Genomic DNA, 24215 nt, shown 5'->3' with positions numbered 1-24215 from the left:
TATGGCCGAAGAAATGCCTTACCACCCCTTACCCTTGCGATTTACTTAGTCGTCTTGACCGATGAAACGAGCCCTTGTCACCGTCACCGCCGGACTTGCCATGCTGATAGCGGCAGGGTCGGCGCGCGCGGATTGCTTTGACGAGGCGGCGAAGTATCAGAAGGTCAATCCGTTGATTCTGCGGGCCATTGCGTGGCAGGAATCGCATAACCGGCCAGACGCGCAACACAAGAATGCCAACGGTTCAATCGACTACGGCGTGATGCAGATCAACTCGATTCATCTGCCTGTGCTCGCCCAATACGGGATCTCGCAGGGCACGCTAATGGAGCCGTGCAAGAACGTGTATATCGCGGCATGGCACCTGCGCCATCAGATGAACAAGTACGGCAACACGTGGCAAGCCGTCGGTGCGTACCACTCTGAAACGCCGGCTTTGCGCGACAAGTATTCACAACAGATCGCCGCGATTCTGCGCAAGTGGAATCTGATGCCGGCCGCGCACTGAGCGCTGGATTCGTCAGGAGTACCCGTCGGTCCAGGCCAGCACGGATTCGCCGGGATCATTAAGCGGGTTCGCACCCTCCTTACCGCATAATCGCGCCGCACACAAGCCCCGCATTATACCTTCTTCTGATTTTTGACCTTCCGCGGCACGCGGGCGTCTGCCGTTTTGATGCACAATGCGGCTTCGTGCTGCCCGTCGAAGCTCGACGTCATGACAGCTTGTTCAGTCAGGCGACACCCGCTGCGGCACGCCTTCCAATTCTCTTGTTTTTTCCGTACTGCGATGAACCAGCCGCTACTGCCCGTCACCGTGCTCTCCGGTTTTCTGGGCGCCGGCAAGACCACGCTCCTGAATCACATCCTCGCGAATCGCGCAGGCTTGCGCGTGGCCGTGATCGTCAACGATCTGGCCGCCGTCAATATCGACGCAACCCTGGTGCGCGATGCCGCTGCGCTGGCACATGTCGAGGAGCAACGGGTCGAACTGTCGAACGGTTGTATCTGCTGCACGCTGCGCGATGATCTGCTGCTGGAAATCAAACGTCTTGCTGGCGAGAAGCGTTTCGACGCGATCCTGATCGAGTCGACCGGCGTGGCCGAGCCTATGCCGATCGCGGAGACATTCAGCTTCGTCGACGACGACGGCGCGTCGCTGTCCGACGTCGCGCGACTCGACACGATGGTGACCGTGGTCGATGCGTTTAACTTCCTGCGCGATTATGGTTCGTCCGACGCGCTCGCCGAGCGTGGTATCGCCGCGACCGAAGAAGATGACCGCACGCTCGTCGAATTGCTGATCGAGCAGATCGAATTCTGTGACGTGCTGGTGGTGAACAAGGCCGACCTCGTTAGCGCCGACGAACTCACACGATTGCAACGCATTCTGGCCCGCATCAATCCGCGCGCGGTGCAGGTGGTGAGCCGATTTGGCAATGTGCCGCTCGCCGACGTGCTGAACACGGGTCGCTTCGATTTCGACGAAGCGGCGAGCGCGCCCGGCTGGCTGGCATCGCTGGCTCATGAACATGAACATGAGCACGACCACGGCCATTCACATCATGGCGAAGCGGACGAATTCGGCATCGGCAATTTCATTTATCGCGCGCGTCGGCCGTTTCATCCGGAACGGTTGTGGGCGTTGCTGCATCAGGAATGGAAAGGCGTATTGCGCAGCAAAGGCTTCTTCTGGCTGGCGACGCGTAACGATATCGGCGGTTCGTTATCGCAAGCCGGCGGGGCGTGCCGGCATGGTCCGGCGGGAATGTGGTGGGCCGCCCAGGATCGCAGCGAGTGGCCGGAGGGCGACGACGAACTGCTGGCCGAAATCGCCGCCGACTGGTACGGCGATCCGGACGATATGACCATCGGCGACCGTCGTCAGGAACTGGTGATGATCGGCGTCGGCATCGATGCGGCCGAATGGACGGCAAAGTTCGACGCCTGTCTGCTGACCGACGACGAATACGCGCTCGGACCACAAGCCTGGCAACAATTCGCCGATCCGTTCCCCGCATGGGATTTCGACGAAGACGATCATGACCATGATCACGGCCATCACCATCATGGTTGCGATCATGACCACGACCATGACGAGAACTGTCAGGGTCATCGCCTCGATTGAGAAGGTCGGGAGCCGCGGCGACGCACGTCACGGCGCCTCACACTCGAGCCACGCTGGCTATTCAGAACGCACAGACCAGAACGCACAGACGAAAAAAAACCCGCCGTGGGCGGGTGTCAACTGCCGGGCAGTAATCTGCTTAGCGCTTGTTGACTGCGTCCTTGAACGCTTTGCCTGCCGTGAATTTGACGGTCTTGGCAGCCGGGATCTTGATGGTTTCGCCGGTCTTGGGATTACGACCCGTACGCGCCGCGCGCTTGCCCGAACCGAAACTACCGAAGCCGATCAGCTGGACTGCGTCGCCCTTCGAAACAGACTTCTTGATCACTTCAAGCAACGTGTCCAGCGTTTCACCGGTTTGAGCTTTGCTGGCGCCCGTCTGTCCTGCGACGGCGTCGATCAGTTCCTGTTTGTTCATTAAGGTTCCTTTCTGGTTTAGGTTGACACGAACAGCGCGAACGCGCCGATTATACGTGCGCGGGCCGCGCCGTCGAGCAGCTACGGCTCCGGAGCCCCTCCGGACCTGAGCGCCGGGAAAATGACCACCCAGCGGCCGTGCTGCCGCTCCTCTCGCGGCGCTTGCTATGATAGCGCAGCGCAAACCCAATCAGGACAAGGGTTTCGAAGATTTCGACGGTTCCGGAGCCGATATCGCAAGGAAACTGCAATTTTTCTTCCCCGCGACCTCTAACCGAGGGCTGAAACCCAGTATGGACGGGGCTTGGCGTTGGTTTTTACCAACGCCTCGCGCGTCTTTTTCGCCGCCCGGCGATCTGCGCGCGCCGGCGGTAACGTTCGACCCGCTCTCCCGAGCGTCATTTCCCGACGCGAATGACCGATCCGCTGATTCCCGCCGTCCTCGCTTTTCGCGACAACGGCACCCCTTTTTCGCCGCTTTATAACGACATTTATCACAGTGCCGTCGGCGGTCTGGAACAGGCCCATTACGTTTTTCTGCGCGGCAATTCACTGCCTGAACGGTGGCAAGGACGACGCACGTTCACCGTGCTCGAAACCGGCTTCGGCATGGGCATCAACTTTCTGGTGACGTGGGCCGCGTGGCGTGCCGACCCATCACGTTGCGAACGGCTGCATTTCGTCTCGACAGAAAGACATCCTTTTACGCTCGACGATCTGCGCAGCGTCTACGCCGCGACCTTGTCCGATCCCGGGATCGCGGATCTGGCGCAGACGCTTGCCGACGCATGGCCGATGCTCGTCCCCGGCACACATCGCATCGAATTCGAAGACGGACGCGTCGTGCTGACGCTCGTACTGGGCGACGCAGCCGAGAGCCTGCCCGCGTTGAGGTTATGCGCCGACGCGTTCTATCTGGATGGATTCGCACCTGCCAGGAACCCCGAACTATGGACACCATCCATCTTCAAGGCGCTCGCGCGGCTGGCCGGCGAGGGCGCGACGTTCGCCACCTACAGCAGCGCGGGCGACATCAAACGCGCGTTGACACAGAACGGTTTCGAATACCGCAAGGTCGATGGATTCGGCTGGAAGCGGGCGATGCTGGTCGGTCACTTTGCGCCGCGCTGGCGCGTGCGCCGCTATGAGCCGCCCGCGCCGCTCGCGGTGGAAGAGCGGCACGCGGTGGTGATCGGCGCCGGGCTGGCGGGCTGCGCGGTGATCGAACGGCTAGCGGCGCGTGGGTGGCGGGTGACGTCGTTAGAACGACACGGCGCGGTCGCGCAGGACGCGTCGGGCAATCCCGCTGGGGTGTTCCACCCGATGATTTCACGCGACGACAGCGTCGCGTCTCGGGTCACGCGCGCGGGCTTTCTTTACGCGCTCAGGCGCTGGGGCGAACTTGAACGCGCGGGTCATCGGCTGTTGCGCGGCGGGCAAGGCCTGTTGCAGATCGCCGCGGACGACGATGAAGCCCGTGCGATCAGCGAAGCCATCGCCGCGTTCGGTTACCCGGCTGACTATGTGACACCCGTTTCAGCGGACGACGCCAGACGGCTCGCGGGCACGCCGCTCACACGCGGCGGCTGGTTGTTTCCACGCGGTGGCTGGATTGACCCGGCATCGCTATGCGCGGCCCAGTTTGCCGCGGCTGGCAATCGTCTCGAACGGCGTTTCGGCGTGGAAGTCGCCCGGCTCGAACGTTTCGGCGATCAATGGACCGTCTTCGACACAGCGGGCAACCCCGTGGTCCGTGCGCCAGTGGTGATCGTCGCGAGCGCACACGATGCGGCGCGAATCGCCGGATTGCAGCACGCGCCGACGCGCAGCATTCGCGGGCAGTTAACGTTGCTGCCATCCGGAACGGTGCCGTCGCTTGCATTGCCGGTGATCGGTGAGGGCTATGCCGTGCCGCTCGCCAACGGAGTCACGTTAACCGGCGCCACTTATGAACTAGACGACCTCGACGCGTCGTTGCGTGCCGACGGGCACCGGGAAAACCTCGCGCGGGTCGCACATATGCTGCCTGCATTCGAAGGTGCGATTGACCCTGCGCAAGCGGCGGCGCTGGCGGGCCGCGTCGCATTCCGCTGCGTCACCAGCGATCGCATGCCGATGATAGGCCAACTCGCGGACGAAGCCCGCGCCGCTCAGGACGCCCAGCGCTTACGCGGCGCATGGCCACTCGATCTGCCACGGATGGACGGCGTATACGGCGCATTCGCCTATGGCTCCCGCGGCCTCGTCTGGGCGGCGCTCGGCGCGGAGCTGATCGCTTCGCAAATTGAAGGCGAGCCATGGCCACTGGAACGCGATCTTGCCGAAGACATCGACCCTGCACGTTTTCTCTTGCGTGCGCTGCGGCAGGGAGCGGTGAGTTAACTCCCGGTGTTAACGACCGCACCGAGCGAAAAAGTTATCCACTGAAACATGTGGATAACCGCGCAGTTAACCGGCGCAAGTCGTGTGGAACCGTTGTGGACGTAAACGGGGTAACTTCGCCGTTGCCGAAAAACGCAAAAAGTTACCCTCGTATACGCGGCGCTCCCTCACACGCTGTGCATCCGGTTATGCGGTCGGCAAGCTAATGATTCGTTTCGGTAAACAGGAGTTATCCACAGAAAACAAGGCAGCTTGTTAACTGTTACTACGTATACATACAGTAAACCTGTAAACAGCAAAGCCGAGGCTGGAGACGCTCTCATCGGCATAGCCCGGCCCGTTCAAATCGACGCAAAACTTCTGCGCCAATGACCCGAAAAGCACATACGGGTCATCCAATCTCTTCGTTTACGTCGCCCTGCATCAGCGGTAAAAAAGTCGCTTTTTGCTCATGCCGTGAAGATAACGTACGTTTTTACCGTTTTGCCTGCATGTTCGTGTGTTTTCGGTTGGGGCTGAAAAAGCTATGGCACAATCGCCGTTCTTTTCCGCGTCGTGCCCTGCCTCTAGCGGCATACGCAGCAAACGGAACGGTGCCGGACAAACAGAATCTGATTCAAAGTCGACGGCGTTCTTTCACCGTGCCGTGCCGGTAGCTACGGCCGCACTCATGAATGTGCCGGGCTCTTGCTGCTGCAGCGCATTCAGATCATCCGATCATAGAAAATTCGCAACGCTGGCCACGCGAAGCGATTGCGACGGTGAACGTTTCTTGCGTTTACCCGTTGCCGGTGTTTACGCCGGTTCGTGTCGTCTGCCGTTGCTGCAAAGGAGAACCCATCACGATGAATTCGGCGTTTTCATTTTTTCCAGCCTGGCCGCTTTCACCCGACGCCATTTTTTGGGCTGGTCTCGCACTGCTTGCCGCAGGTTTATGCGGTGAGCTTTGCTATCGCGCGTGGCGTTTACCGCGCATTTCCGGATATGCAGTCATTGGTCTCATAGCGGGCGCCGCGGGTTTCGGCGTGATCGATGCAGAATCGGCGCGCGCCGCGCGGCCATTGCTCGATGTCGCGCTCGGTTTACTGTTATTCGAATTGGGTAGCCGACTCGATTTGCGCTGGATCCGTCGCAATCCGTGGCTGATTCTGTCGAGTGTGGCAGAAGCCACGCTGACTTTCGCGCTGGTTCTTCCTGTTTTGCTGTTCCTGAAAGTGCCGCTGATGGTGGCGACCGTGCTCGCCGCGATTGCGATGGCGACATCGCCCGCGATGATGATTCAGCTGAAAACGGAATTGCGCGCCGAAGGACAGGTCACCCAGCGTCTGCTCACGTTAACCGCGTTGAACAGCATGTATGCCGTGGTGATTGAAAAGCTCGTGTCGAGCTGGCTGCATCAGGAGATTTACGGCAACGTTTTCGCGACCATTCTGCAGCCGCTTTATCTGCTGGCCGGCTCACTCGTACTCGCGTATCTGCTCGCGCGCACCTGCACATTTTTCTATCGACGCCTGAACATGCAGGACGAGCATTCGTTCGTCGCATTGTTCGGCCTGGTGTTGCTGGCGATCGCGGTTGCGCACCTGTTCAAGCTGTCGACGATTCTCGCGCTACTCGCGGCCGGCATCATCGTGAAGAACCACGAAGCGCGTCCGCAGTTGTGGCCGCAGCATTTCGGCACGGCTGGCTGGTTGCTTACTGTGATCCTGTTTGTGCTCACACTGACATCGTTCGAATGGAAGGACATCGCGCTTGGCGGTGTGGCCGCGTTGGGTTTGATCGTCGCGCGGCTGGTCGCGAAACTGGTCGGCGTCATGGCATTCGCCAAGCCGAGCGGTTTGAACTGGAAGCAGGGGGTCGCGCTCGGTTTATCGCTCTCGCCGATGTCGGCGCTCGCATATCTGCTGGTCGACGACACCTACAACCTGTACCCGAATTTCGACCCGCAACTGCGCGCTATCGTGATGTGTTCGATTTTCGTGCTGCAGATTCTCGGGCCGTGGCTCGTGTATCGCAGCCTCGCGATGGTGGCTGAACGACGCGAGGAGTAAACCGCTCTAACAGCACGGCTCTAACCGCAGTCAGCGCCGGTTAACGCACCTGGTTGCGCTCAAAGTTTGACCTGCAACATCCAACTTGTTTGATTCAAAAAACGGCCGGGCATGTGACAACTTCCCGGCCGACCTGACTCAGGGGACGCCATGTCACTCGAACCCTTCATCGATTCGAAGCCGTTTACCTTCGGCGTCGAACTCGAAATGCAGATCGTCAACACGCATGACTATGATCTGACCAAAGCTGGCTCGGATTTGATGCGTTTGATCAAGGACGAAAAAATCCCCGGCAACATCACGCCGGAAATCACCGAAAGCATGATCGAACTGTCGACGGGCATCTGCACGACGCATGAACAGGCCGTCACCGATTTGCGCAAGATTCGCGACACGCTGGTGTCGGCGGCCGATCATCTGAACGTCGGTTTGTGCGGCGGCGGCACGCACCCGTTCCAGCAATGGAGCGAGCGGCAGATCGTCGATACGCCGCGTTTTCAGTACCTGTCCGAGTTGTACGGTTATCTGGCCAAGCAGTTCACCGTGTTCGGCCAGCACGTTCACATTGGTTGCCCAAATCCGAACAGCGCGCTTTATCTGCTGCATTCGATGTCGCGCTTCATTCCGCACTTCATCGCGTTGTCCGCATCGTCGCCGTTCGTGCAGGGCGTGGACACCGGCTTTCATTCGGCACGACTGAATTCCGTGTTTGCGTTCCCGCTCTCGGGACGCGCGCCGTTCGTGCTGACGTGGGACAGCTTCGAGGAGTATTTCTCGAAGATGGTCCACACGGGCGTGGTCAACAGCATGAAGGATTTTTACTGGGACATCCGGCCTAAGCCAGGCTTCGGCACGATCGAAGTACGCGTGATGGACACACCGTTTTCCGTGGATCGCGCCGCTGCGATTGCGTGCTACATCCAGACGCTTGCACGACATCTGCTGCTCGACAAGCCGATTACGCCGAAGGAAGACGACTACCTGGTCTACACGTTCAACCGTTTCGAAGCTTGCCGTTTCGGTCTGGCCGGTACCTGCATCAACCCGCAAACCGGTGAGCGAAAGACTATTTCCGAAGACATCCTCGAAACGCTCGATCTCATCGCGCCACACGCGGAAGCGTTGGGCTCAGCCAATGCGCTGGCCGAAATCGGCGCGATCGCTCGCGGCCAGGTCAACGACGCCACGTGGTTGCGCAGCGTGTTTAGCGAAGAAAAGTCCTTGCACGAAGCGGTGCGGCAGCAGTGCCTGCAGTGGCGCGCGTAGCCGGCTAATACCCTTTTGCGCCTGATTCTGGAGAAACCCGCTTCGAGCGGGTTTTTTTTCGTAATTAAATTTTCTGACGGACAGCCCTTCAGATTTCCAGAAAGTTTACGTATACCTCCATAGAGGTAGCGAGCGGGCGTGCCATAGACTGTGGACAACTGAATAATTCCCTGCAAAGTCAACACGGTGGGAAAATGATAACCGGCTGGCCTCATGCTGCCTCGACGCCGCAAAACGCGTGCAATTCAGTCAGTGGCGAATTCGCTCCTGGCGCAGATAAAGAATCGCTGCACAGGCTATCCAAACGTTTTCCCGCGGTTATCCACAGCTCGCATTGGATAAGTTAGCTGTACGATTCGCCGCTGTCGCATAGAATACCGTTTTCCCCTTGCTGGCTTGCAAGGCGGTAAATTTTTGAGATAGTAGAAACCGTTTCGCCTGCAGTTGGGCGAAGCTACCCCACACGAGCTACGGGCGAAGTCGGCGAGCAGTTCACCGGCACGCACCAGGGCTGCAAATAAACCAATCGAAGATTATGAGCGAAGGCGTATACGGAGAACAGGCAACCGGGCGAGTGACCCACAGCCTATTGCGATTGAGCACGGCGATGCGGAGCCAGGCCTGGGAATGGGCCGAAGGCGCGGGTCTCACGCCGACTCAGGGCGAAATCCTGGTCTTGTTGATGCAACGTAAAGGCCCGATGCGCCTTGGCGAAATCGCCCGTGAAACGGCTTTGACTGCCGCGACCACCAGCGACGCGGTGAGCACGCTCGAAACCAAGGGTCTGGTCGAAAAGCGTCGTGCACTCGACGACGGCCGGGCACTGGCAGTTCGCCTGACCGCACGCGGCCGTACGGCTGCCAAGCGCGCGGCGCAATGGCCGGACTTCCTGTCCAAGGCTGTTGGCACATTGCGTGACGACGAGCAGGCTGTGTTCTACCGCACGCTGCTCAAAACCATCCATCAGCTCGAAGCTCAGACCCAGATTCCGCCGCATCGCATGTGCCTGAGCTGCACGCACTTCGAACCGAGCAAGAATCCAAAGAAGACGCCGCATCAATGCGCGCTGCTCGGTCTGAAGATGTCGGACACGGATCTGCGTCTCGATTGCTCGGTATATGAAGTCGCCGACGTCGCTACCCAGAAGAAGACCTGGAAGATCTTCGCGCAATAACGCGGCTTCTTTCGGAGCAATCCGCTACACTGCCAAGCCGGCTTCGGCGGGCGGCTTACGCCGCCCGCCAGCCGCATGGCGCCGCGTCGCGGCAAGTCTTTAGTCAACCTGAAGGTAGGGCAGGCCGATGAATCGCGAAGTTCTGGCCATTCGCCACGTGCACTTCGAGGATCTGGGCAGTCTCGAGCTCGTGCTCGGCGAGCGCGGGCGTCCAGTGCGATATCTCGATGTCGGTTTCGCCCGCATCGAGGCGCCGAATCCGGTCGCGGCATCGCTGATGGTGGTGCTCGGCGGCCCGATCAGCGCAACCGACGACGCGCTTTATCCCACCCTTGTACCGTTGCTGTCGATGATCGAGAAGCGCATCGCGGCGGGTCTGCCGACGCTCGGTATCTGCCTGGGTGCTCAACTCATTGCGCGTGCGCTCGGTGCGCGAGTCTATCCCGCAGGTCATTCTGAAATCGGCTGGGCGCCCCTCACGTTGACCGATGCCGGCCGCGCGTCGCCGGTGCGTCATCTGGATGGCGCACATACTTCCATGCTGCATTGGCATGGCGATACCTTCGATTTACCCGACCAGGCCATTCATCTCGCATCGACTCCCACCTGCGAAAACCAGGCATTTGCATGGGGTGATCATGTGCTGGGTTTGCAGTGCCATCCGGAGATTCGCACCGACCGGTTCGAACCCTGGCTGATCGGCAACGCGGGCGAGCTTGCTGGCCACGGTATCGACGCACGTCGGTTACGCGCCGAGACCGCGCAATTTGGTCCTGCGCTCGAATCGGCTGCCTGCAAGATGTTCGGCGAATGGCTCGACCAGGTCGAAGCGAAATCAGGCTCTGGCGTAAAGCTCTGACCCTCGCTGACATGCAGTAAACCGCTCACGGTGCTATGCTCGATCGCTCTCGGGTTTTCACTGGGCGACATCCATGAGCGCGCTTTTCTCTCCACTCACGCTGCGTAGCGTGACGCTTCCCAATCGTATCGTCGTGTCCCCGATGTGCCAGTATTCCGCTGAACGCGGCGAGGCCACCGCGTGGCACATGATCCACCTCGGCAGCCTCGCGTTGTCCGGTGCCAGCATGTTGTGCATCGAAGCGACCTCGGTCGAACCGGACGGCCGCATCACCCCCGGCGATCTCGGCTTGTGGGACGACGCAACCGAAGCCGCGCTCGTGCCGGTGCTGGCCGCAATTCGCAAACATTCGTCGATCAAGGTTGCGATGCAGTTGTCGCACGCAGGGCGCAAGTCGTCGAGCCATGTGCCTTGGGAGGGCGGTCAGCTGATCCCGGTGTCGCAAGGCGGCTGGCTGCCGCACGCACCGTCCGCGCTGCCGCATAAGGCCGGTGAGGAGCCGCCTCTTGCGCTCGACACCGCGGGGCTGAACCGGATCCGTGAAGCGTTCGCGGCATCTGCACGGCGCGCTGCGCGCATCGGCATTGACGCGCTGGAAGTGCATGCAGCACATGGCTATTTACTGCATCAATTCCTGTCGCCCATCGCCAACCAGCGCGATGACGACTACGGCGGTTCGCTCGAAAACCGTATGCGGTTCCCGCTGGAAATCTTCGATATCGTGCGCGCTGCATTCCCGGCCGATAAGCCCGTCGGCGTGCGGGTGTCGGCAACCGACTGGGTCGAAGGTGGTTGGACGCTTGCGGACACCATCGCGTTTGCGCAGGAGTTGAAAAAGCGCGGCTGCGACTGGATCGACGTGTCGTCGGGAGGCGTGTCGCCTTTGCAGAAAATTCCGCTCGAACCGGGCTACCAGATTCCGTTCGCGAAGGCGGTCAAACAGGCCACGGGCTTGACCACCATCGGTGTCGGCCTGATTACCGATCCGCTGCATGCCGAGCAACTGATCGAAGCCGGCGACGCCGATCTGATCGCGCTGGCTCGTGCATTGCTGTACAACCCGCGTTGGCCGTGGCATGCCGCGGCGCAACTTGGCGCGACGGTCGAAGCGCCGCCGCAATACTGGCGTTCGCAGCCACGCGAGCAAAAAGCGCTGTTCGGCGATATTTCGTTCGGACAACGTTGAAGCCGACAGTGCAGGTTGCATGAACACGTCTTTTTGACGGTTGAAGGAAGCCGTCTTGAGCGTGTAGGATGCCGGATGTGGCGCGTAAGCGTCGCAAGTCGACGCGGCGCTCGCAGGGCGCCGCGTTTGCTATTGGCGTCAGGAAAAAGCAGCGCGTCAGACGCGGGCATTTCAGGCGGCTGTCGGACTTCATCCCCAGTTCTTCACAAGGATTCATTCAATGAGTTCACGCAGGATCGCCGTGCGCCGTTCGGGCGTGCACGGCAAAGGCGTGTTTGCCCTCGAACCGATTGCGGCTGGCGAGCGGCTGATCGAGTACAAAGGCGAGCGGATCTCTTGGAAAGAAGCATTGCGCCGCCATCCGCATAATCCGGACGAGCCGAATCACACGTTCTACTTCGCGCTGGATAGCGGCAAGGTGATCGACGGCAAAGTGGACGGCAACAGCGCGCGATGGATTAACCACTCGTGCGCGCCGAACTGCGAAGCCGAAGAAATCGACGGTCACGTCTATGTGCATGCATTGCGCGATATCGCTGAAGGCGAGGAAGTCTTTTACGACTACGGCCTCGTGATCGACGCGCGTCAGACTAAAAAGCTGAAGAAGGAATACGAATGCCGTTGCGGCGCGCGCAAGTGTCGCGGCACGATGCTGGCTCCGCCGGAGAAAGAAAAGGGCGACGGTAAAGCCGGCAAGTCGGCGAAGAAAGCCAAGGTGTCGGAAGCCAAAACGTCGGCGAAAAAGGCAAAGAAGAAATAACGCGAGGGCTGCCCCTGTAGGTCACGTTGCGCATATCACGCCCGTGAGCCGACTCTGAGCAGCCCCTTTTTGTGTCGCTACCGTTACATGTCCACCGGCGCCGAGTGCGCCGTTTTTTTTGCGACTCGCGGCACGTCGGTACGCGGGGTTTCGGCCTGAATGCTTGCCAGGATCAACGGAACCCGCACGATAAAACGTGCGCCGCCCTCCGGCGCGTCCTGGTAATGCACGCTGCCGTGATGCAGCACCATGATGTCGTGGACGATCGCGAGGCCGAGACCCGCGCCGCTATCTACGCCGGCTTCGGCCTGACCATCGCCGCGGAAAAACCGCTTGAACAGGTCGGACTGCTGCGTACGCGGCACCCCCGGCCCATTGTCTTCGACGATGATCTCAGCCATGCGCACCTCGTCGACGACCGTTTGCGACACCGTCACCGTGATGCGCCCGCCATCGACGCGCGACGGCGGCACATACTTCAGTGCGTTATCCAGCAGATTGGCGATCACTTCATGCAACAGCACGGGATTGCCGCGCGCCATCAACGGCTGATCGTTGTTCGGATCGTCGAGTCGCTGGAAGCCGAGGTCGACATGGAACGACAACGCGCGCGGCACCCATTCGGCGCCGGTGTCGAACGCAAGCGCGGACATGTCCACGTTGACGAAGCGTGCCGCCTGTTCGCCCGGCTCGGCACGTGCCAGCGACAGCAACTGATTCGACAGACGCACCGCGCGGTCGGCCGCGGCCCGCAACTCACGCACCGCCACCAGCGTTTGCTGCGGATCGCGCGCCGTGGCGGCCTGTTCGGCGTGCAGCTTGACGGCGGTCAACGGCGTGCGCAGTTGATGCGCTGCGTCGGCGATAAATTTGCGCTGGCCGTCGAGCGCGGTCTTCAAACGATCGAGCAGCGCATTCAGCGCACCGGTGAGCGGCCGGATTTCGACCGGCACATAGGTTTCGTCGACCGGTTCCAGCGATGTGTGAGTTTGCCGGTTCAAGGAGTCCGCGAGGTCGGTCAGCGGATTGAGTTGCTGGTTGACGACGCGCCACACGATGACCCAGCCCGCCAGCAGTAACAGGAGCAGGGGCATCATGATCGCGACCAGGAACTCGGCGGCGATTTGAAACCGGTGACGCACTGGCTGACCCACTTCGATCACGATCGGGTTGCCAGAAGGTTGATCGACACGCACCTGTGCGACCCGCACGGTCGTGCCTTGATGTTCGGTTTCGAACACGTACGCGTAATGCATGCGGCGCACGCTGGTGCCTTGTAGCGGAAGGCTGGGGTCGCCGGCAATTTCGGCGTCACCGTTGCTGATCCGGTAGACGAGCTGTTCGACCGGATCGGAGAACATGGCCTGCGCAAGCGGCGGCACAGTCACTCTGGCATCGGGACCGGCAATCTGGATCTGTTTGGAAATCGCGGTGGCGAGGTCGGCGAGCGAGCGGTCGACCACATGCTGCGTGTATTGCCACGCCAGCCAGTAAGCGATCAAACCGCTCATCAGGGCAAGCAGGGAAAGGGGTGCAGCGAGGCGCCGCAGCAGCGTGCGGCGCAGACTATTGGCGGCCGGCTGGGGCATGATCGAACGCGCGGGAAAAGGGCTACGGCGCGAGGCGCCGTTTAAATTCCGCCGATGCCGGCGAATTGCATAGCACGCATGCGATACGTGCGCGGCGCCGGCCCGGCACCGTCAGGCCGCCACGAAATTCGTGGGCGGCCCTTACGACGATTATGCGGCTTGGCGAATTTCCTGCAACAGATAACCAAAGCCACGCACCGTGACGATCTCCACACGGCAGCTCTCGAGCTTTTTACGCACCCGGTGCACGTAGACTTCGATCGCGGTATCGCCGAGATCGCCGCCGAAATGCGTCAGATGGTCTTGCAGTTGCGCTTTGCTGACCACGCGGCCATGACGCAACAGCAGCATTTCGAGCACCGCGAATTCGCGCGGCGACAGTTCGAGCGGCTTGTCGTCGTTGAAAATGCGGCGATCGACGCCCGACAGACGCACACCGCCCAGCGACACTTCCGGACGCGGCATATCGCCGTGCGGACCGCTGCGGCGCATCACGGCGCGAATGCGTGCTTCGAGTTCGGTGGGTTCGAACGGCTTCAACATGTAGTCGTCGGCGCCGGAATTCAGGCCTTGGACACGGTCGTTCAGCTCGTCGCGCGCTGTGAGGATGATGACCGGCGTGTGGCGATTGCTCTGGCGGAAACGCGAGAGCAACGTCATGCCGTCGATGCCGGGCAGGCCCAGATCGAGAATCACCAGCTCATGGCGGTTTTGCGTGAGGGCCTGTTCGGCGAAAATGCCGTCGTGGACCATGTCGACTGTGAAGCCGGCTTGTTCGAGACTGCTTTGGATGCCGCGTGCGATGGGGCGGTCATCTTCGATCAGAAGGAGTCGCATGGATTTCGCTCAAGTACAATGGGTTTAGGCGTTTGGGCAAGCGGTTCGCCGGGGCGCCTGCTGCACAGGCAGCGTGCGGGGTGGCCGTGCCGGTACGGCGGGAGCGGGCCACGAAGCAGCCATCGAGCCGCCATGTTGCGCGCAAGGCAACCGCGAAGTCATGTCCGATATAACCATCCACGAACTGGAAGCCGCGATCAACTTCTGGCGCGCCCGCTCACCTTCAAGCGGTGACGAACTCGAACTGTGCAAGGAGGCAAGCGCGCTCTCCAAGCCGTATGCGCTGCTGATTGTACAGCGTCAGCAGACGCTATCACCGGATCGTTTAGACGGGTTCGCCAGGCAAGCGTGGGAAGCTTACGTACGCCTTAAGAATAGCCTGTAGAACTGAAGGTTTGGGCGAGGGATAACCTGCATTGCCCTTTCATTTCCGGTCAATTGTGCGGTTTGCGGCCGATCAGCGCGCGATGAAGGGCGCGAATTTCCTGTATTACGCTGTAATACTGTCAATGAACGACGCGAGTTTGATGTCGCGCGCGGTCAGTCCGTTGGCCTCGTGCGTGGACAACGTGATTTCCACTTTGTTGTACACATTGAACCATTCGGGGTGGTGATCCATTTCCTGCGCCTTGATCGCCACGCGCGTCATAAAGCCGAATGCTTCATTGAAATCGGCAAACTGCAACTTGCGCTGGATTGCGTCACGGTCCTTCACAACTTGCCAGCCTTTCAACTGGGCGAGTTCGGTGGCGCGTTCTTCGGTGGTCAGTTTCTGAATCATGGTGGTACCTCTCGTCGATAGCGGCAACATGCGGCACCCGCATGCCGGCGGACGTGCGGGTTCACTATTTTTTCACGGATGCACTGAGCCTGCTGACGGCGTGCACCGCGTGGCTCCCAGGTTGTGTTTCAGATATCGCCGTCGGTTTGCCAGCCGTCCCGCGTGCCACGGGTGATCACGTGATCGCCGTCGCGTACCTCGCCGGCCATGAATGCAGGTTCCGCGATGAGCCTCGTCAGCAGCGGAGCGAAATCGGTTTGCGCGACGTCGAATAGCTGCTCGAAGTCATCGATTACGAAGTAGGTTTTCTGGAACGTATCGATGCGATAACGCGTGCGCATCACGCGCTCCAGATTAAAGCCGAGGCGGTTCGGAGCGCCGCTCTGCTGGCTATACAGCGTCTCTCCTTTGCTCGATACGATTCCCGCGCCATAGATCTTGACACCGTTCGGACTGGCCTCGTCGCGGATCAGGCCAAACTCCACTGTGTACCAATAAAGCCGCGCGAGCAGAGGCAGCGCACCTGCATCGTTGGCGGCTAGCGCAGCGCGACCGTAAGCGAGCATGTAGTCCGCGAAAACAGGGTTGATCAGCAGCGGCACGTGGCCGAACAGATCGTGAAAGCAGTCGGGTTCCTGCAGATAGTCGAGCTGATCGGGACGACGCATCCACCACGTCACGGGAAAACGGCGATTGGCCAGATGCTCGAAAAACACCTGGTCGGGCACGAGGCCCGGCACGGCGACAATCTGCCAACCGGTGGCGGGTGTCAGCTTCGCGTTGATTTCGTCGAATGAAGGGACGCGGTCCGCAGGCATGCCAATGCGTTCGATTCCTTCGAGAAATTCATCGCACACGCGGCCTTTGAGCAGCGCGGTCTGACGCGCATAGAGCTGTTGCCAGACGGCGTGATCGACCGCACCGTATCGTTCGATGGGTTGGTCGATGGTGAAGTCGACGCGGGTTTCGAGACCGGCATCGAATTGTTCTTTCAGTTTGACGGTGTTGGCGGTGTTCGAGGTGCTGGTCGACATGAATGCTGCGCTCTGCAAGTGAAATCGATGATGCGAGTGTAGAGGGGCAAGCATGCGGGATGGGCGCAATAGTGGCGTTTAACTAATTTTATATGCAATAATCATGCATTAATAATCGATTTAATGCGGATAATCGTCATGCTTGATCTCGATCACTTCGATCTCGCGCTACTGAACGTGCTTCAGCGCTTCGGTCGCGCCACCCATCAGCAATTGGCGGAGGAAGTGCCGCTATCGCCGTCGCAAATCGGACGACGCCTGCAGCGGCTGGAACAGATCGGTGTGGTGGACGGCTACCGCGTCGTGCTGCGGCCGGAGAAACTCGGCCTCGGCGTCACCGCGTTTACCAGTCTGAAACTCAAGCACCACGGCGATTCGATCATCGAACAGTTTCAGCAGCAAATCGACGTGCTGCCGGAAGTACTGGAGTGCCATGCGGTGGTGGGCGACGCCGATTACCTGTTACGCATCGTCGCGCCCGATCTGAATTATCTGTCGACCTTCGTGATGAAGAAGCTAATGCGCGTTCCAGGGGTCGACAGTGTCCGTTCGAATATCGTGCTGACTACGTTCAAGCGCAACGGGCCGTTGCCGCTTGCGCATCTGTCGCCGGGTGCAGCGGCTGTCTGAGGCTCCAGCATGGGCGGCGCTCGCCGTCACCTGTGCAAAACGTTTACTCCGTGATGGAGGCCGCAATCCGTGCTGGTGGCTTTAAGTCAGGCCGCCTGCTTAGGCTCGCTGTCCAGATTCAGCAGATCGACGTAAGCCACCGCGACCAGATCCGATTCAGCTACACCAAGGGTTTCGAACATCGCGTGGGCTTCGGCATGACCACCTTCCTCGTCGTCTTCTTGCCCGAGTACGACTTCGAGTTCCACGAAATCACCCAGACCGTCGACCCGATCCAGATGAATCCGTGTGCGTCCGGTTAGGTACACATGCCGTTCCTTGGTGACGATGCCGCGGGTGGTCAGCGCGGTGGCGAGCAGAGCATGCATCGCTTCGGGATTGGTCACGGGGCTGCGCGTGTAATACGACGCCTTCGGACCGTCGCGATCGTCGCGCTGATAGAAGATCAGTTCGGCGGGTGTGCCGTCGTCGAACTGGCGCAGTTTCAGACGGCCGCGCGGCACATCGTAGAAGAAATCCTGCTGGCGAAAGATCAGCGGCGCATCGGGCGCGAGCTTCGCTGCGCGTTCGCGCAGTTGGTCGAAGTGCTGGGCGCGGGCTTTGATTTCGATGTTGCGTGCCATGTCAGGTTCCTGTGGGAAAAGGGAGGGACGGCAGCTTCTTGTATTGCCAACGAAGCCACCAGGGAGACAAAGTCATGCGAAACGGGAATGGTGCAGAGCCGGCGTGTGAGCGCGAAGCCTCAATCTAACAAAAACTGCGTGACGGTGTAGTTTCACGACCGTGCCGCGGCCGTCCACGTTTTCACTCAGGTGGCCCATTGCTGTTCGATCAGCTTTAGCGCAGCGGCGATCGCCGGTTCGTCCTTGCGTTCGTCGAGCGTGACGAAACTGAGCTGGGTCGGCACCGTAATTCCTTCGACGATGGTCAGCGCGTGCGCATGCGCTTCGGCAATGGCGGTGGCGTCGCGAGCGAGCGTGAGGCCCACGCCCGATTTGACCAGATCGAGCATCGACGGCTCCTGGTCCACTTCGGCTACCTTGACGGGTTTCACCCCAGCCTCGCCGAAACAGCGCGATAACAGCCGGTTATGCGCGGACGCGGGCGGCGTCCAGATCCACGGCAACGCAGCCAGTGAACGCCAGTCGCGCGCCCCTTTGACGCGGTCTTTCCAGCCGGCCGGCGCCAGCACGCGATACTGGAAGTGCGTGAGCGTCACCGCGTGAAACGCGGGTCCGTCGCGCGGCTCGTCATCGGACGGCAGGCCGATGTAATAGCCGACATCCAGCTCACCCGCGCGAATCTGCTCCAGCACCCAGCCCGACATACCGTGCCGCAACGCGGTTTCAATCGAGGGCCATGTCTCCACCAGTTGCTTCAGAAAGCCGCCCAGCCGCAGAAACGCGGGGTCGAGAATCGTGCCGATCCGCAAGCGTCCACGTACTTCGTGACGCAGCGATTGTGCGGCGCGCTGCACGTCGGCCGCCGCTCCGAGTGCGCGCTCGGCGTGGGGCAGCAGCGCCTGGCCGTCGCGCGTCAGCGAAAGTCCGTGCGAGGTCCGCGTGAACAATGTCACACCGAGTGTCTCCTGCAAATGCTTGATTTGCAGGCTGACCGCCGGTTGCGTCAGATGAAGCTGCACCGCAGCACGCGTGAGATTGCCCTCGCGCGCGACGGTGATAAAGGCCCGGAGAAGTATCAGATCCATATCCTGATATTAGCGCGGCTTATAGCGCAGTTGAGCATTACTCATTGGATTTGTCGCCCTGAAGCACCGTACGCTTGTCGTTCATCACGCCTTTGTCGCGCTATCGGTGCCGGGCGGAAGACTTCACACGAAGAGGACACACATGAGCGAGACATATCAGGACGACACCGTGCGTAGCGCGGCCAGCGCACGCGCGCTGACTCATATCATCAACGGCCATGCTGTGGACGGCACGAGCGGCCGTTTCGGCGACGTCTTCAATCCCGCGCTGGGCAGCGTAAGCGCACGCGTGCCGCTCGCGAGCGTCGCCGAAGTGGATGCCGCGGTCGCCGCCGCCAACGCCGCGTTCCCCGCATGGAGCGAAACCGCGCCGATCAAGCGGGCGCGGGTATTGTTCAAGTTCAAGGAATTGCTCGATCGTCACCACGACGAACTGGCCGAGCTGATCACGCGCGAACACGGCAAGGTGTTCTCGGACGCGAAGGGCGAGGTGATGCGCGGTATCGAGATCGTCGAATTCGCGTGCGGCATTCCGAATCTGTTGAAGACCGATTTCACCGATCAGATCGGCGGCGGTATCGACAACTGGAATCTGCGTCAGCCGCTCGGCGTGGTGGCCGGTATTACGCCGTTCAATTTTCCGATGATGGTGCCGTGCTGGATGTTTCCCGTCGCGATTGCTTGCGGCAATACGTTTGTGCTGAAGCCATCCGAACGCGATCCGTCGTGCTCGAACCGCCTCGCGGAATTGCTGAAGGAAGCGGGCTTGCCTGACGGCGTGTTCAACGTCGTACACGGCGATAAAGTGGCGGTCGATGCGCTGCTCGCGCATCCGGACGTGAGCGCTTTGTCGTTTGTCGGCTCGACACCGATTGCCGAATATATTTACACGGAAGGCACGAAGCGCGGCAAGCGCGTGCAGGCGTTGGGCGGGGCGAAGAATCACCTCGTCGTGATGCCGGACGCGGATCTCGATCAGGCCGTCGATGCGTTGATCGGTGCGGCCTATGGCTCGGCGGGCGAGCGCTGCATGGCGATCTCCGTCGCGGTCGCAGTCGGCCATATCGCCGATGAACTGATCGAGCGACTCACGCCGCGCGTCAAGAGTCTGAAGATACTCAACGGGATGGAATCGGCCGCGGAGATGGGGCCGCTGGTGACGGCCGTGCATCGCGACAAGGTAGTGGGGTATATCGACGCCGGCGTCGAAGCGGGCGCAAAGCTCGTGGTCGACGGAAGAGGGCATCAGGTTGCCGGCCACGAAAAGGGGTTCTTCCTCGGCGGCACGTTGTTCGATGATGTATCGACCGATATGAAGATTTATCGCGAAGAGATTTTTGGCCCGGTGTTGTGCGTGGTGCGCGTGCCCGATTTCGCTTCAGCGGTGGAACTGATCAACTCGAATGAGTTTGCCAACGGCGTATCGCTGTTCACCTCCGATGGCGGTGTCGCACGCGCTTTCTCGCGGCAGATCCAGATTGGCATGGTCGGCATCAATGTGCCGATTCCTGTGCCGATGGCCTGGCATTCTTTTGGCGGATGGAAGAAGTCGCTGTTCGGCGATCATCACGCGTATGGTGAAGAAGGCGTGCGGTTTTACACCCGCTACAAGAGCATCATGCAGCGATGGCCCGACAGCATTGCGAAGGGTGCGGAATTTACGATGCCGGTCGCTAAATAGTGGTTGATGCATTGGCGTTCGGCGGCGCTTCGTGTGATGCGTGCGTCGAACGCAGCGGTACAAACATAACTAAAGCCTGACGATGCGATCCGCGTGGACATCACGCGGATCGCGGGAAAAAAGCTTAGGAGACTCAATGATGAGCCACACCGAAAGTTCGCCAGCAGCATCCCGGCGGCTGGAAGGCGAATTCGATTACATCATTGTCGGCGCAGGGACGGCCGGTTGCGTGCTCGCAAATCGACTGACCGAAGATCCGGACATTCAGGTTCTACTGCTCGAGGCCGGCGGCAAAGACGATTACCACTGGATTCATGTTCCAGTCGGCTACCTTTACTGTATCGGGAATCCACGCACGGACTGGCTATATAAAACGCAGCCGGAAGCGGGACTGAACGGACGCGCGCTTTCGTATCCACGGGGACGTGTACTGGGCGGCAGTTCGTCGATCAACGGCATGATCTACATGCGCGGCCAGCGCGAAGATTACGACGAATGGGCTCGCGTCACCAACGATGCTTCATGGTCGTGGGATTCTGTTTTGCCGGTCTTTAAACGCAGCGAAGATCATCATGCTGGCGCGAGTGAATCGCATGGTGCGGGTGGTCCGTGGCGGGTCGAAAAACAGCGGCTCAAATGGAAGATTCTCGAAGAGTTTTCGCAAGCTGCGCAACAGAACGGCATTCCCGCCACCCGCGATTTCAATCGCGGTGATAACACTGGCGTCGGCTATTTCGACGTCAATCAGAAACGCGGTATCCGGTGGAATGCGTCGAAAGCGTTCTTGCGTCCCGCATTGAAGCGCCCAAATCTGACGGTGATTACCGGCGCACATACTCAGCGCGTCGTTTTCGAAGGACGCCGTTGTACAGGTGTCGAATATCGTGGCGATAACATCGACTACCTCGCTAAAGCCCGCTGCGAAGTCATCCTCAGTTCGGGCGCGGTTAACTCGCCGCAACTGCTCGAACTGTCCGGTATTGGCAACGGCGCGCGTCTGCAGAATCTGGGCATTGATGTGGTGAAGGACCTGCGCGGTGTCGGCGAAAATCTGCAGGATCATTTGCAACTGCGCATGGCCTATAAGGTCGATGGTGTGCGCACGCTCAACACGGCGTCCGCGCATTGGTGGGGCAAACTGATGATCGGTATCGAATACGCGCTGTTTCAAAGCGGTCCGATGTCGATGTCGCCATCGCAACTCGGCGCGTTCGCCAAATCCGATCCCGATGACCGCTCGATTACGCGTGCCGATCTCGAGTATCACGTGCAGCCGCTTTCGCTCGATCGCTTCGGTGAACCACTACATCGATTCAATGCGTTTACGGCGTCGGTGTGCCAGTTAAGGCCGACTTCGCGCGGCAGTATCCACATCGGGTCAGCCGATGCGTCCGCGGCGCCACTCATCGCCCCCAACTATCTGTCCACCGATTACGACCGCCACGTGGCGGCCAATGCGCTGCGTCTCACGCGTCGCATCGCTGCGGCGCCCGCGCTTGCGCGTTATCGACCGCAGGAGATTTTGCCGGGCATCCAGTACCAGACCGAAGAAGAATTGCAGCAGGCTGCAGGCGCAGTGGGCACGACCATTTTTCATCCGGTCGGCACCTGCCGGATGGGCACGACCGACGATCCGGCAGCAGTAGTCGACAACCGCCTGCGCGTGATCGGTGTTGACGGATTACGCGTGGTCGATGCATCTGTCATGCCCACCATCACGTCGGGCAACACCAACTCGCCCACGCTGATGATTGCCGAGCGCGCAAGCGACATGATCCGCGAGGATCGCCGCGCACGCGTGGGCGGCAGCTGGTCGGCGCAAAGCAGTCCCGTTCCTTCGATGTCCGCTGTATGACAGTCACGACAGCTTGACGCGGTTCAGCGTGTGAGACGTCAGCCAGACCAGCCTGGCCGGCGTCTCACACGCGTTCCAAAGCCGAGTCGCGCATCGGCAACGCGCGTGGCAACCCTCCTCACTAAGTGCAAATCCCAATGAATGCGCTGCATCATTGGCGCGACAATGGCAGCCATGCTGCGTGCCGCGTCATGGATTACCGTCCGTATTGGTGCAGCACGTCAACGCGCGGCAAAGGGGTGCCGCCGTCATAAAAAGTCGCGCGGAGCTTCGCGCGGAAGATCGTAATGCTTCGCCTTACTCCGTATGGAAGGGAACATGATTCTCGGCGATACGATTCTCGAAACGCGCGGCCTCACCCGCGAGTTCAAAGGCTTCATCGCCGTGAACGGCGTGAATCTGCGCGTGCGCCGTGGCTCGATCCATGCGTTGATCGGCCCGAACGGGGCGGGCAAGACGACCTGCTTCAACCTCCTCACCAAATTTCTCACGCCCACGGCGGGTCAGATTGTCTTCAACGGCATCGACATTACCCGTGAACGTCCGGCACAAATTGCGCGGCGCGGCATCATTCGTTCGTTTCAGATCTCTGCGGTGTTTCCGCATCTGACAGCATTGCAGAACGTGCGGATCGGTTTGCAGCGCTCGCTCGGCACGGCGTTTCATTTCTGGAAAAGCGAGCGCACGCTGCGTCAGTTGAACGATCGCGCGATGGATCTGCTGACCCAGGTCGGTCTGACCGATTTCGCCGATGTCGCGACCGTCGAGTTGTCGTACGGTCGCAAGCGCGCGCTGGAAATCGCCACCACGCTCGCGATGGAACCTGAACTGATGTTGCTCGACGAGCCAACGCAAGGGATGGGCCATGAAGACGTCGACCGCGTTACGGCGCTGATCAAAAAAGTATCGAGCGGTCGCACGATTCTGATGGTCGAGCACAACATGAATGTGATCGCGGGCATCTCCGACACGATTACCGTGCTGCAACGTGGCGAAGTGCTGGCCGAAGGCAGCTACGCCGAAGTATCGAAAAATCAGCTTGTGATGCAAGCCTATATGGGCAGCGCCGACGCGGCGCTCGCCGGAGCTCACTGATGAATACGATTGCCGAGCGCGAAGGCCTCGCGGTGAGCGGGGCCGAGAGCGGCGCACCGGCGCTGGAGATTGCGGGGTTGCAGGCCTGGTACGGCGAATCCCACATTTTGCACGGCGTCGATCTGACGGTGAATCGCGGCGAGGTCGTCACGCTGCTCGGCCGCAATGGCGCGGGCCGCACCACCACGCTGCGCGCGATCATGGGATTGACGGGGCGGCGCACGGGGTCGATCCGTATCGGCGGACGCGAAACGATCAATCTGCCGACGCATCGCGTCGCGCATTGCGGCATTGGTTATTGCCCGGAAGAGCGGGGTATTTTTTCGAGTCTCTCTTGCGAGGAAAATCTGCTGCTGCCACCGCCTGTCGGCGATAAGGCGCACATGATGTCGCTCGAAGAAATCTATTCGATGTTTCCCAATCTGCAGGAACGCCGGATGAGTCAGGGCACGCGCCTGTCGGGCGGCGAACAGCAGATGCTGGCGGTCGCGCGCATTCTGCGCACCGGCGCGAGCCTGCTGCTGCTCGACGAAATCTCGGAAGGGCTGGCGCCTGTCATCGTGCAGGCACTCGCGCGGATGATCGTGACGCTGAAGGCGCGCGGCTACACGATCGTGATGGTCGAGCAGAATTTCCGCTTTGCGGCGCCGCTGGCCGATCGCTTTTACGTGATGGAACACGGTGCGATCGTCGAGCACTTCGGGGCAAAGGAGCTCGAAGGCAAGATGCCGGTGTTGCACGATTTACTGGGCGTATAAAAAGGCGTCTGGTTGCCTCTCTGC

General features: G+C 60.3%; 22 protein-coding genes. 15 read left to right on the top strand and 7 right to left on the bottom strand.

The window, feature by feature from the left end; all coding sequences use genetic code 11:
- The first annotated feature begins 61 nt into the window (after positions 1-61).
- Both LMG28727_RS17540 and LMG28727_RS17535 read left to right on the top strand, forming a co-directional pair.
- Positions 62-508: a lytic transglycosylase domain-containing protein gene (locus tag LMG28727_RS17540; protein WP_201643568.1), complete on the top strand. Its 447-nt coding sequence runs from the start codon at positions 62-64 to the stop codon at positions 506-508.
- Between the two features lie 282 nt (positions 509-790).
- The gene (locus LMG28727_RS17535; protein ID WP_201643567.1) at positions 791-2128 is read left to right on the top strand and encodes a GTP-binding protein; all 1338 of its coding nucleotides are present in this window, start codon (positions 791-793) and stop codon (positions 2126-2128) included.
- 139 nt (positions 2129-2267) lie between these two features.
- On the opposite strand, the gene LMG28727_RS17530 is transcribed toward LMG28727_RS17535, so the two are convergent.
- On the bottom strand, positions 2268-2546 hold the full coding sequence (locus LMG28727_RS17530) for an HU family DNA-binding protein (RefSeq protein WP_006050811.1): 279 nt from the start codon (positions 2544-2546) through the stop codon (positions 2268-2270).
- 413 nt (positions 2547-2959) lie between these two features.
- Between LMG28727_RS17530 and mnmC the strand changes: the two genes are divergently transcribed.
- The 7 genes from mnmC (at position 2960) to LMG28727_RS17495 (ending at position 12223) form a co-directional block, all read left to right on the top strand.
- Entirely contained in the window at positions 2960-4927 is a 1968-nt protein-coding gene (gene mnmC / locus LMG28727_RS17525; RefSeq protein ID WP_201643566.1) for a bifunctional tRNA (5-methylaminomethyl-2-thiouridine)(34)-methyltransferase MnmD/FAD-dependent 5-carboxymethylaminomethyl-2-thiouridine(34) oxidoreductase MnmC, read from the top strand.
- An 845-nt stretch (positions 4928-5772) separates the two neighbouring features.
- A complete protein-coding gene (locus LMG28727_RS17520) occupies positions 5773-6978 on the top strand; it encodes a cation:proton antiporter (protein WP_201643565.1) in 1206 nt (401 codons plus the stop codon).
- Between the two features lie 150 nt (positions 6979-7128).
- Positions 7129-8244 (top strand): YbdK family carboxylate-amine ligase, encoded by a 1116-nt coding sequence (locus LMG28727_RS17515; RefSeq protein WP_201643564.1) that lies wholly within the window; start codon positions 7129-7131, stop codon positions 8242-8244.
- A gap of 535 nt (positions 8245-8779) precedes the next feature.
- Entirely contained in the window at positions 8780-9418 is a 639-nt protein-coding gene (locus LMG28727_RS17510) for a MarR family winged helix-turn-helix transcriptional regulator (RefSeq protein ID WP_201643563.1), read from the top strand.
- A gap of 127 nt (positions 9419-9545) precedes the next feature.
- The gene (locus LMG28727_RS17505; RefSeq protein ID WP_201643562.1) at positions 9546-10277 is read left to right on the top strand and encodes a glutamine amidotransferase; all 732 of its coding nucleotides are present in this window, start codon (positions 9546-9548) and stop codon (positions 10275-10277) included.
- 73 nt (positions 10278-10350) lie between these two features.
- Positions 10351-11463, top strand: a complete 1113-nt coding sequence (locus LMG28727_RS17500) for an NADH:flavin oxidoreductase/NADH oxidase (RefSeq protein ID WP_201643561.1) — start codon at positions 10351-10353, stop codon at positions 11461-11463.
- A 220-nt stretch (positions 11464-11683) separates the two neighbouring features.
- Complete coding sequence (locus tag LMG28727_RS17495; RefSeq protein WP_201643560.1) at positions 11684-12223, top strand: SET domain-containing protein; 540 nt, start codon at positions 11684-11686, stop codon at positions 12221-12223.
- 83 nt (positions 12224-12306) lie between these two features.
- Here LMG28727_RS17495 and LMG28727_RS17490 read toward each other — a convergent pair whose 3' ends face one another.
- Both LMG28727_RS17490 and LMG28727_RS17485 read right to left on the bottom strand, forming a co-directional pair.
- A complete protein-coding gene (locus tag LMG28727_RS17490) occupies positions 12307-13812 on the bottom strand; it encodes a sensor histidine kinase (RefSeq protein WP_201643559.1) in 1506 nt (501 codons plus the stop codon).
- Between the two features lie 150 nt (positions 13813-13962).
- Positions 13963-14649, bottom strand: a complete 687-nt coding sequence (locus LMG28727_RS17485) for a response regulator (protein ID WP_007180058.1) — start codon at positions 14647-14649, stop codon at positions 13963-13965.
- A gap of 160 nt (positions 14650-14809) precedes the next feature.
- On the opposite strand from LMG28727_RS17485, the gene LMG28727_RS17480 reads away from it, so the two are divergent.
- The gene (locus tag LMG28727_RS17480; RefSeq protein ID WP_201643558.1) at positions 14810-15034 is read left to right on the top strand and encodes a DUF3717 domain-containing protein; all 225 of its coding nucleotides are present in this window, start codon (positions 14810-14812) and stop codon (positions 15032-15034) included.
- Positions 15035-15139: 105 nt separating this feature from the next.
- On the opposite strand, the gene LMG28727_RS17475 is transcribed toward LMG28727_RS17480, so the two are convergent.
- On the bottom strand, positions 15140-15430 hold the full coding sequence (locus LMG28727_RS17475) for a 4a-hydroxytetrahydrobiopterin dehydratase (protein ID WP_201643557.1): 291 nt from the start codon (positions 15428-15430) through the stop codon (positions 15140-15142).
- 128 nt (positions 15431-15558) lie between these two features.
- The gene (phhA, locus tag LMG28727_RS17470; protein ID WP_201643556.1) at positions 15559-16464 is read right to left on the bottom strand and encodes a phenylalanine 4-monooxygenase; all 906 of its coding nucleotides are present in this window, start codon (positions 16462-16464) and stop codon (positions 15559-15561) included.
- Between the two features lie 138 nt (positions 16465-16602).
- Here phhA and LMG28727_RS17465 point away from each other — a divergent pair, with 138 nt between their 5' ends.
- On the top strand, positions 16603-17094 hold the full coding sequence (locus LMG28727_RS17465; protein ID WP_201643555.1) for an Lrp/AsnC family transcriptional regulator: 492 nt from the start codon (positions 16603-16605) through the stop codon (positions 17092-17094).
- An 86-nt stretch (positions 17095-17180) separates the two neighbouring features.
- Here the strand turns inward: LMG28727_RS17465 and LMG28727_RS17460 are convergent, their stop codons facing one another.
- Together LMG28727_RS17460 and LMG28727_RS17455 are read right to left on the bottom strand one after the other, a co-directional pair.
- On the bottom strand, positions 17181-17717 hold the full coding sequence (locus LMG28727_RS17460) for a class IV adenylate cyclase (RefSeq protein WP_201643554.1): 537 nt from the start codon (positions 17715-17717) through the stop codon (positions 17181-17183).
- 185 nt (positions 17718-17902) lie between these two features.
- Complete coding sequence (locus tag LMG28727_RS17455) at positions 17903-18802, bottom strand: LysR family transcriptional regulator (RefSeq protein WP_201643553.1); 900 nt, start codon at positions 18800-18802, stop codon at positions 17903-17905.
- A gap of 142 nt (positions 18803-18944) precedes the next feature.
- Here LMG28727_RS17455 and LMG28727_RS17450 point away from each other — a divergent pair, with 142 nt between their 5' ends.
- The 4 genes from LMG28727_RS17450 (at position 18945) to LMG28727_RS17435 (ending at position 24191) form a co-directional block, all read left to right on the top strand.
- Positions 18945-20483 (top strand): CoA-acylating methylmalonate-semialdehyde dehydrogenase, encoded by a 1539-nt coding sequence (locus LMG28727_RS17450; RefSeq protein ID WP_201643552.1) that lies wholly within the window; start codon positions 18945-18947, stop codon positions 20481-20483.
- 139 nt (positions 20484-20622) lie between these two features.
- Positions 20623-22338 carry a GMC family oxidoreductase gene (locus tag LMG28727_RS17445; RefSeq protein WP_201643739.1) on the top strand — a complete coding sequence of 572 codons (1716 nt, stop codon included), beginning with the start codon at positions 20623-20625 and terminating at the stop codon, positions 22336-22338.
- Positions 22339-22656: 318 nt separating this feature from the next.
- Entirely contained in the window at positions 22657-23433 is a 777-nt protein-coding gene (locus tag LMG28727_RS17440; protein ID WP_201643551.1) for an ABC transporter ATP-binding protein, read from the top strand.
- Positions 23433-24191 carry an ABC transporter ATP-binding protein gene (locus LMG28727_RS17435; RefSeq protein WP_201643550.1) on the top strand — a complete coding sequence of 253 codons (759 nt, stop codon included), beginning with the start codon at positions 23433-23435 and terminating at the stop codon, positions 24189-24191. Before LMG28727_RS17440 ends, LMG28727_RS17435 begins: the two co-directional genes overlap by 1 nt.
- The last annotated feature ends 24 nt before the right edge of the window (positions 24192-24215 follow it).

It is taken from the genome of Paraburkholderia metrosideri, from assembly GCF_904848625.1.
Classification (GTDB): domain Bacteria; phylum Pseudomonadota; class Gammaproteobacteria; order Burkholderiales; family Burkholderiaceae; genus Paraburkholderia; species Paraburkholderia metrosideri.
Note: the sequence above shows the minus strand (reverse complement) of the source record. Positions and strands in the feature narration are given on the sequence as shown.

Bases quoted from the DNA above. Each gene is read 5' to 3' on its own strand.
- LMG28727_RS17460 (WP_201643554.1), bottom strand. From the start codon at position 17,717: ATGGCACGCAACATCGAAATCAAAGCCCGCGCCCAGCACTTCGACCAA.
- LMG28727_RS17495 (WP_201643560.1), top strand. From the start codon at position 11,684: ATGAGTTCACGCAGGATCGCCGTGCGCCGTTCGGGCGTGCACGGCAAA.
- LMG28727_RS17485 (WP_007180058.1), bottom strand. From the start codon at position 14,649: ATGCGACTCCTTCTGATCGAAGATGACCGCCCCATCGCACGCGGCATC.
- LMG28727_RS17490 (WP_201643559.1), bottom strand. From the start codon at position 13,812: ATGCCCCAGCCGGCCGCCAATAGTCTGCGCCGCACGCTGCTGCGGCGC.
- LMG28727_RS17540 (WP_201643568.1), top strand. From the start codon at position 62: ATGAAACGAGCCCTTGTCACCGTCACCGCCGGACTTGCCATGCTGATA.
- LMG28727_RS17450 (WP_201643552.1), top strand. From the start codon at position 18,945: ATGAGCGAGACATATCAGGACGACACCGTGCGTAGCGCGGCCAGCGCA.
- LMG28727_RS17465 (WP_201643555.1), top strand. From the start codon at position 16,603: ATGCTTGATCTCGATCACTTCGATCTCGCGCTACTGAACGTGCTTCAG.
- LMG28727_RS17445 (WP_201643739.1), top strand. From the start codon at position 20,623: ATGAGCCACACCGAAAGTTCGCCAGCAGCATCCCGGCGGCTGGAAGGC.
- LMG28727_RS17510 (WP_201643563.1), top strand. From the start codon at position 8,780: ATGAGCGAAGGCGTATACGGAGAACAGGCAACCGGGCGAGTGACCCAC.
- LMG28727_RS17515 (WP_201643564.1), top strand. From the start codon at position 7,129: ATGTCACTCGAACCCTTCATCGATTCGAAGCCGTTTACCTTCGGCGTC.
- mnmC (WP_201643566.1), top strand. From the start codon at position 2,960: ATGACCGATCCGCTGATTCCCGCCGTCCTCGCTTTTCGCGACAACGGC.
- LMG28727_RS17530 (WP_006050811.1), bottom strand. From the start codon at position 2,546: ATGAACAAACAGGAACTGATCGACGCCGTCGCAGGACAGACGGGCGCC.
- LMG28727_RS17475 (WP_201643557.1), bottom strand. From the start codon at position 15,430: ATGATTCAGAAACTGACCACCGAAGAACGCGCCACCGAACTCGCCCAG.
- LMG28727_RS17505 (WP_201643562.1), top strand. From the start codon at position 9,546: ATGAATCGCGAAGTTCTGGCCATTCGCCACGTGCACTTCGAGGATCTG.
- LMG28727_RS17435 (WP_201643550.1), top strand. From the start codon at position 23,433: ATGAATACGATTGCCGAGCGCGAAGGCCTCGCGGTGAGCGGGGCCGAG.
- phhA (WP_201643556.1), bottom strand. From the start codon at position 16,464: ATGTCGACCAGCACCTCGAACACCGCCAACACCGTCAAACTGAAAGAA.
- LMG28727_RS17455 (WP_201643553.1), bottom strand. From the start codon at position 18,802: ATGGATCTGATACTTCTCCGGGCCTTTATCACCGTCGCGCGCGAGGGC.
- LMG28727_RS17535 (WP_201643567.1), top strand. From the start codon at position 791: ATGAACCAGCCGCTACTGCCCGTCACCGTGCTCTCCGGTTTTCTGGGC.
- LMG28727_RS17480 (WP_201643558.1), top strand. From the start codon at position 14,810: ATGTCCGATATAACCATCCACGAACTGGAAGCCGCGATCAACTTCTGG.
- LMG28727_RS17520 (WP_201643565.1), top strand. From the start codon at position 5,773: ATGAATTCGGCGTTTTCATTTTTTCCAGCCTGGCCGCTTTCACCCGAC.
- LMG28727_RS17440 (WP_201643551.1), top strand. From the start codon at position 22,657: ATGATTCTCGGCGATACGATTCTCGAAACGCGCGGCCTCACCCGCGAG.
- LMG28727_RS17500 (WP_201643561.1), top strand. From the start codon at position 10,351: ATGAGCGCGCTTTTCTCTCCACTCACGCTGCGTAGCGTGACGCTTCCC.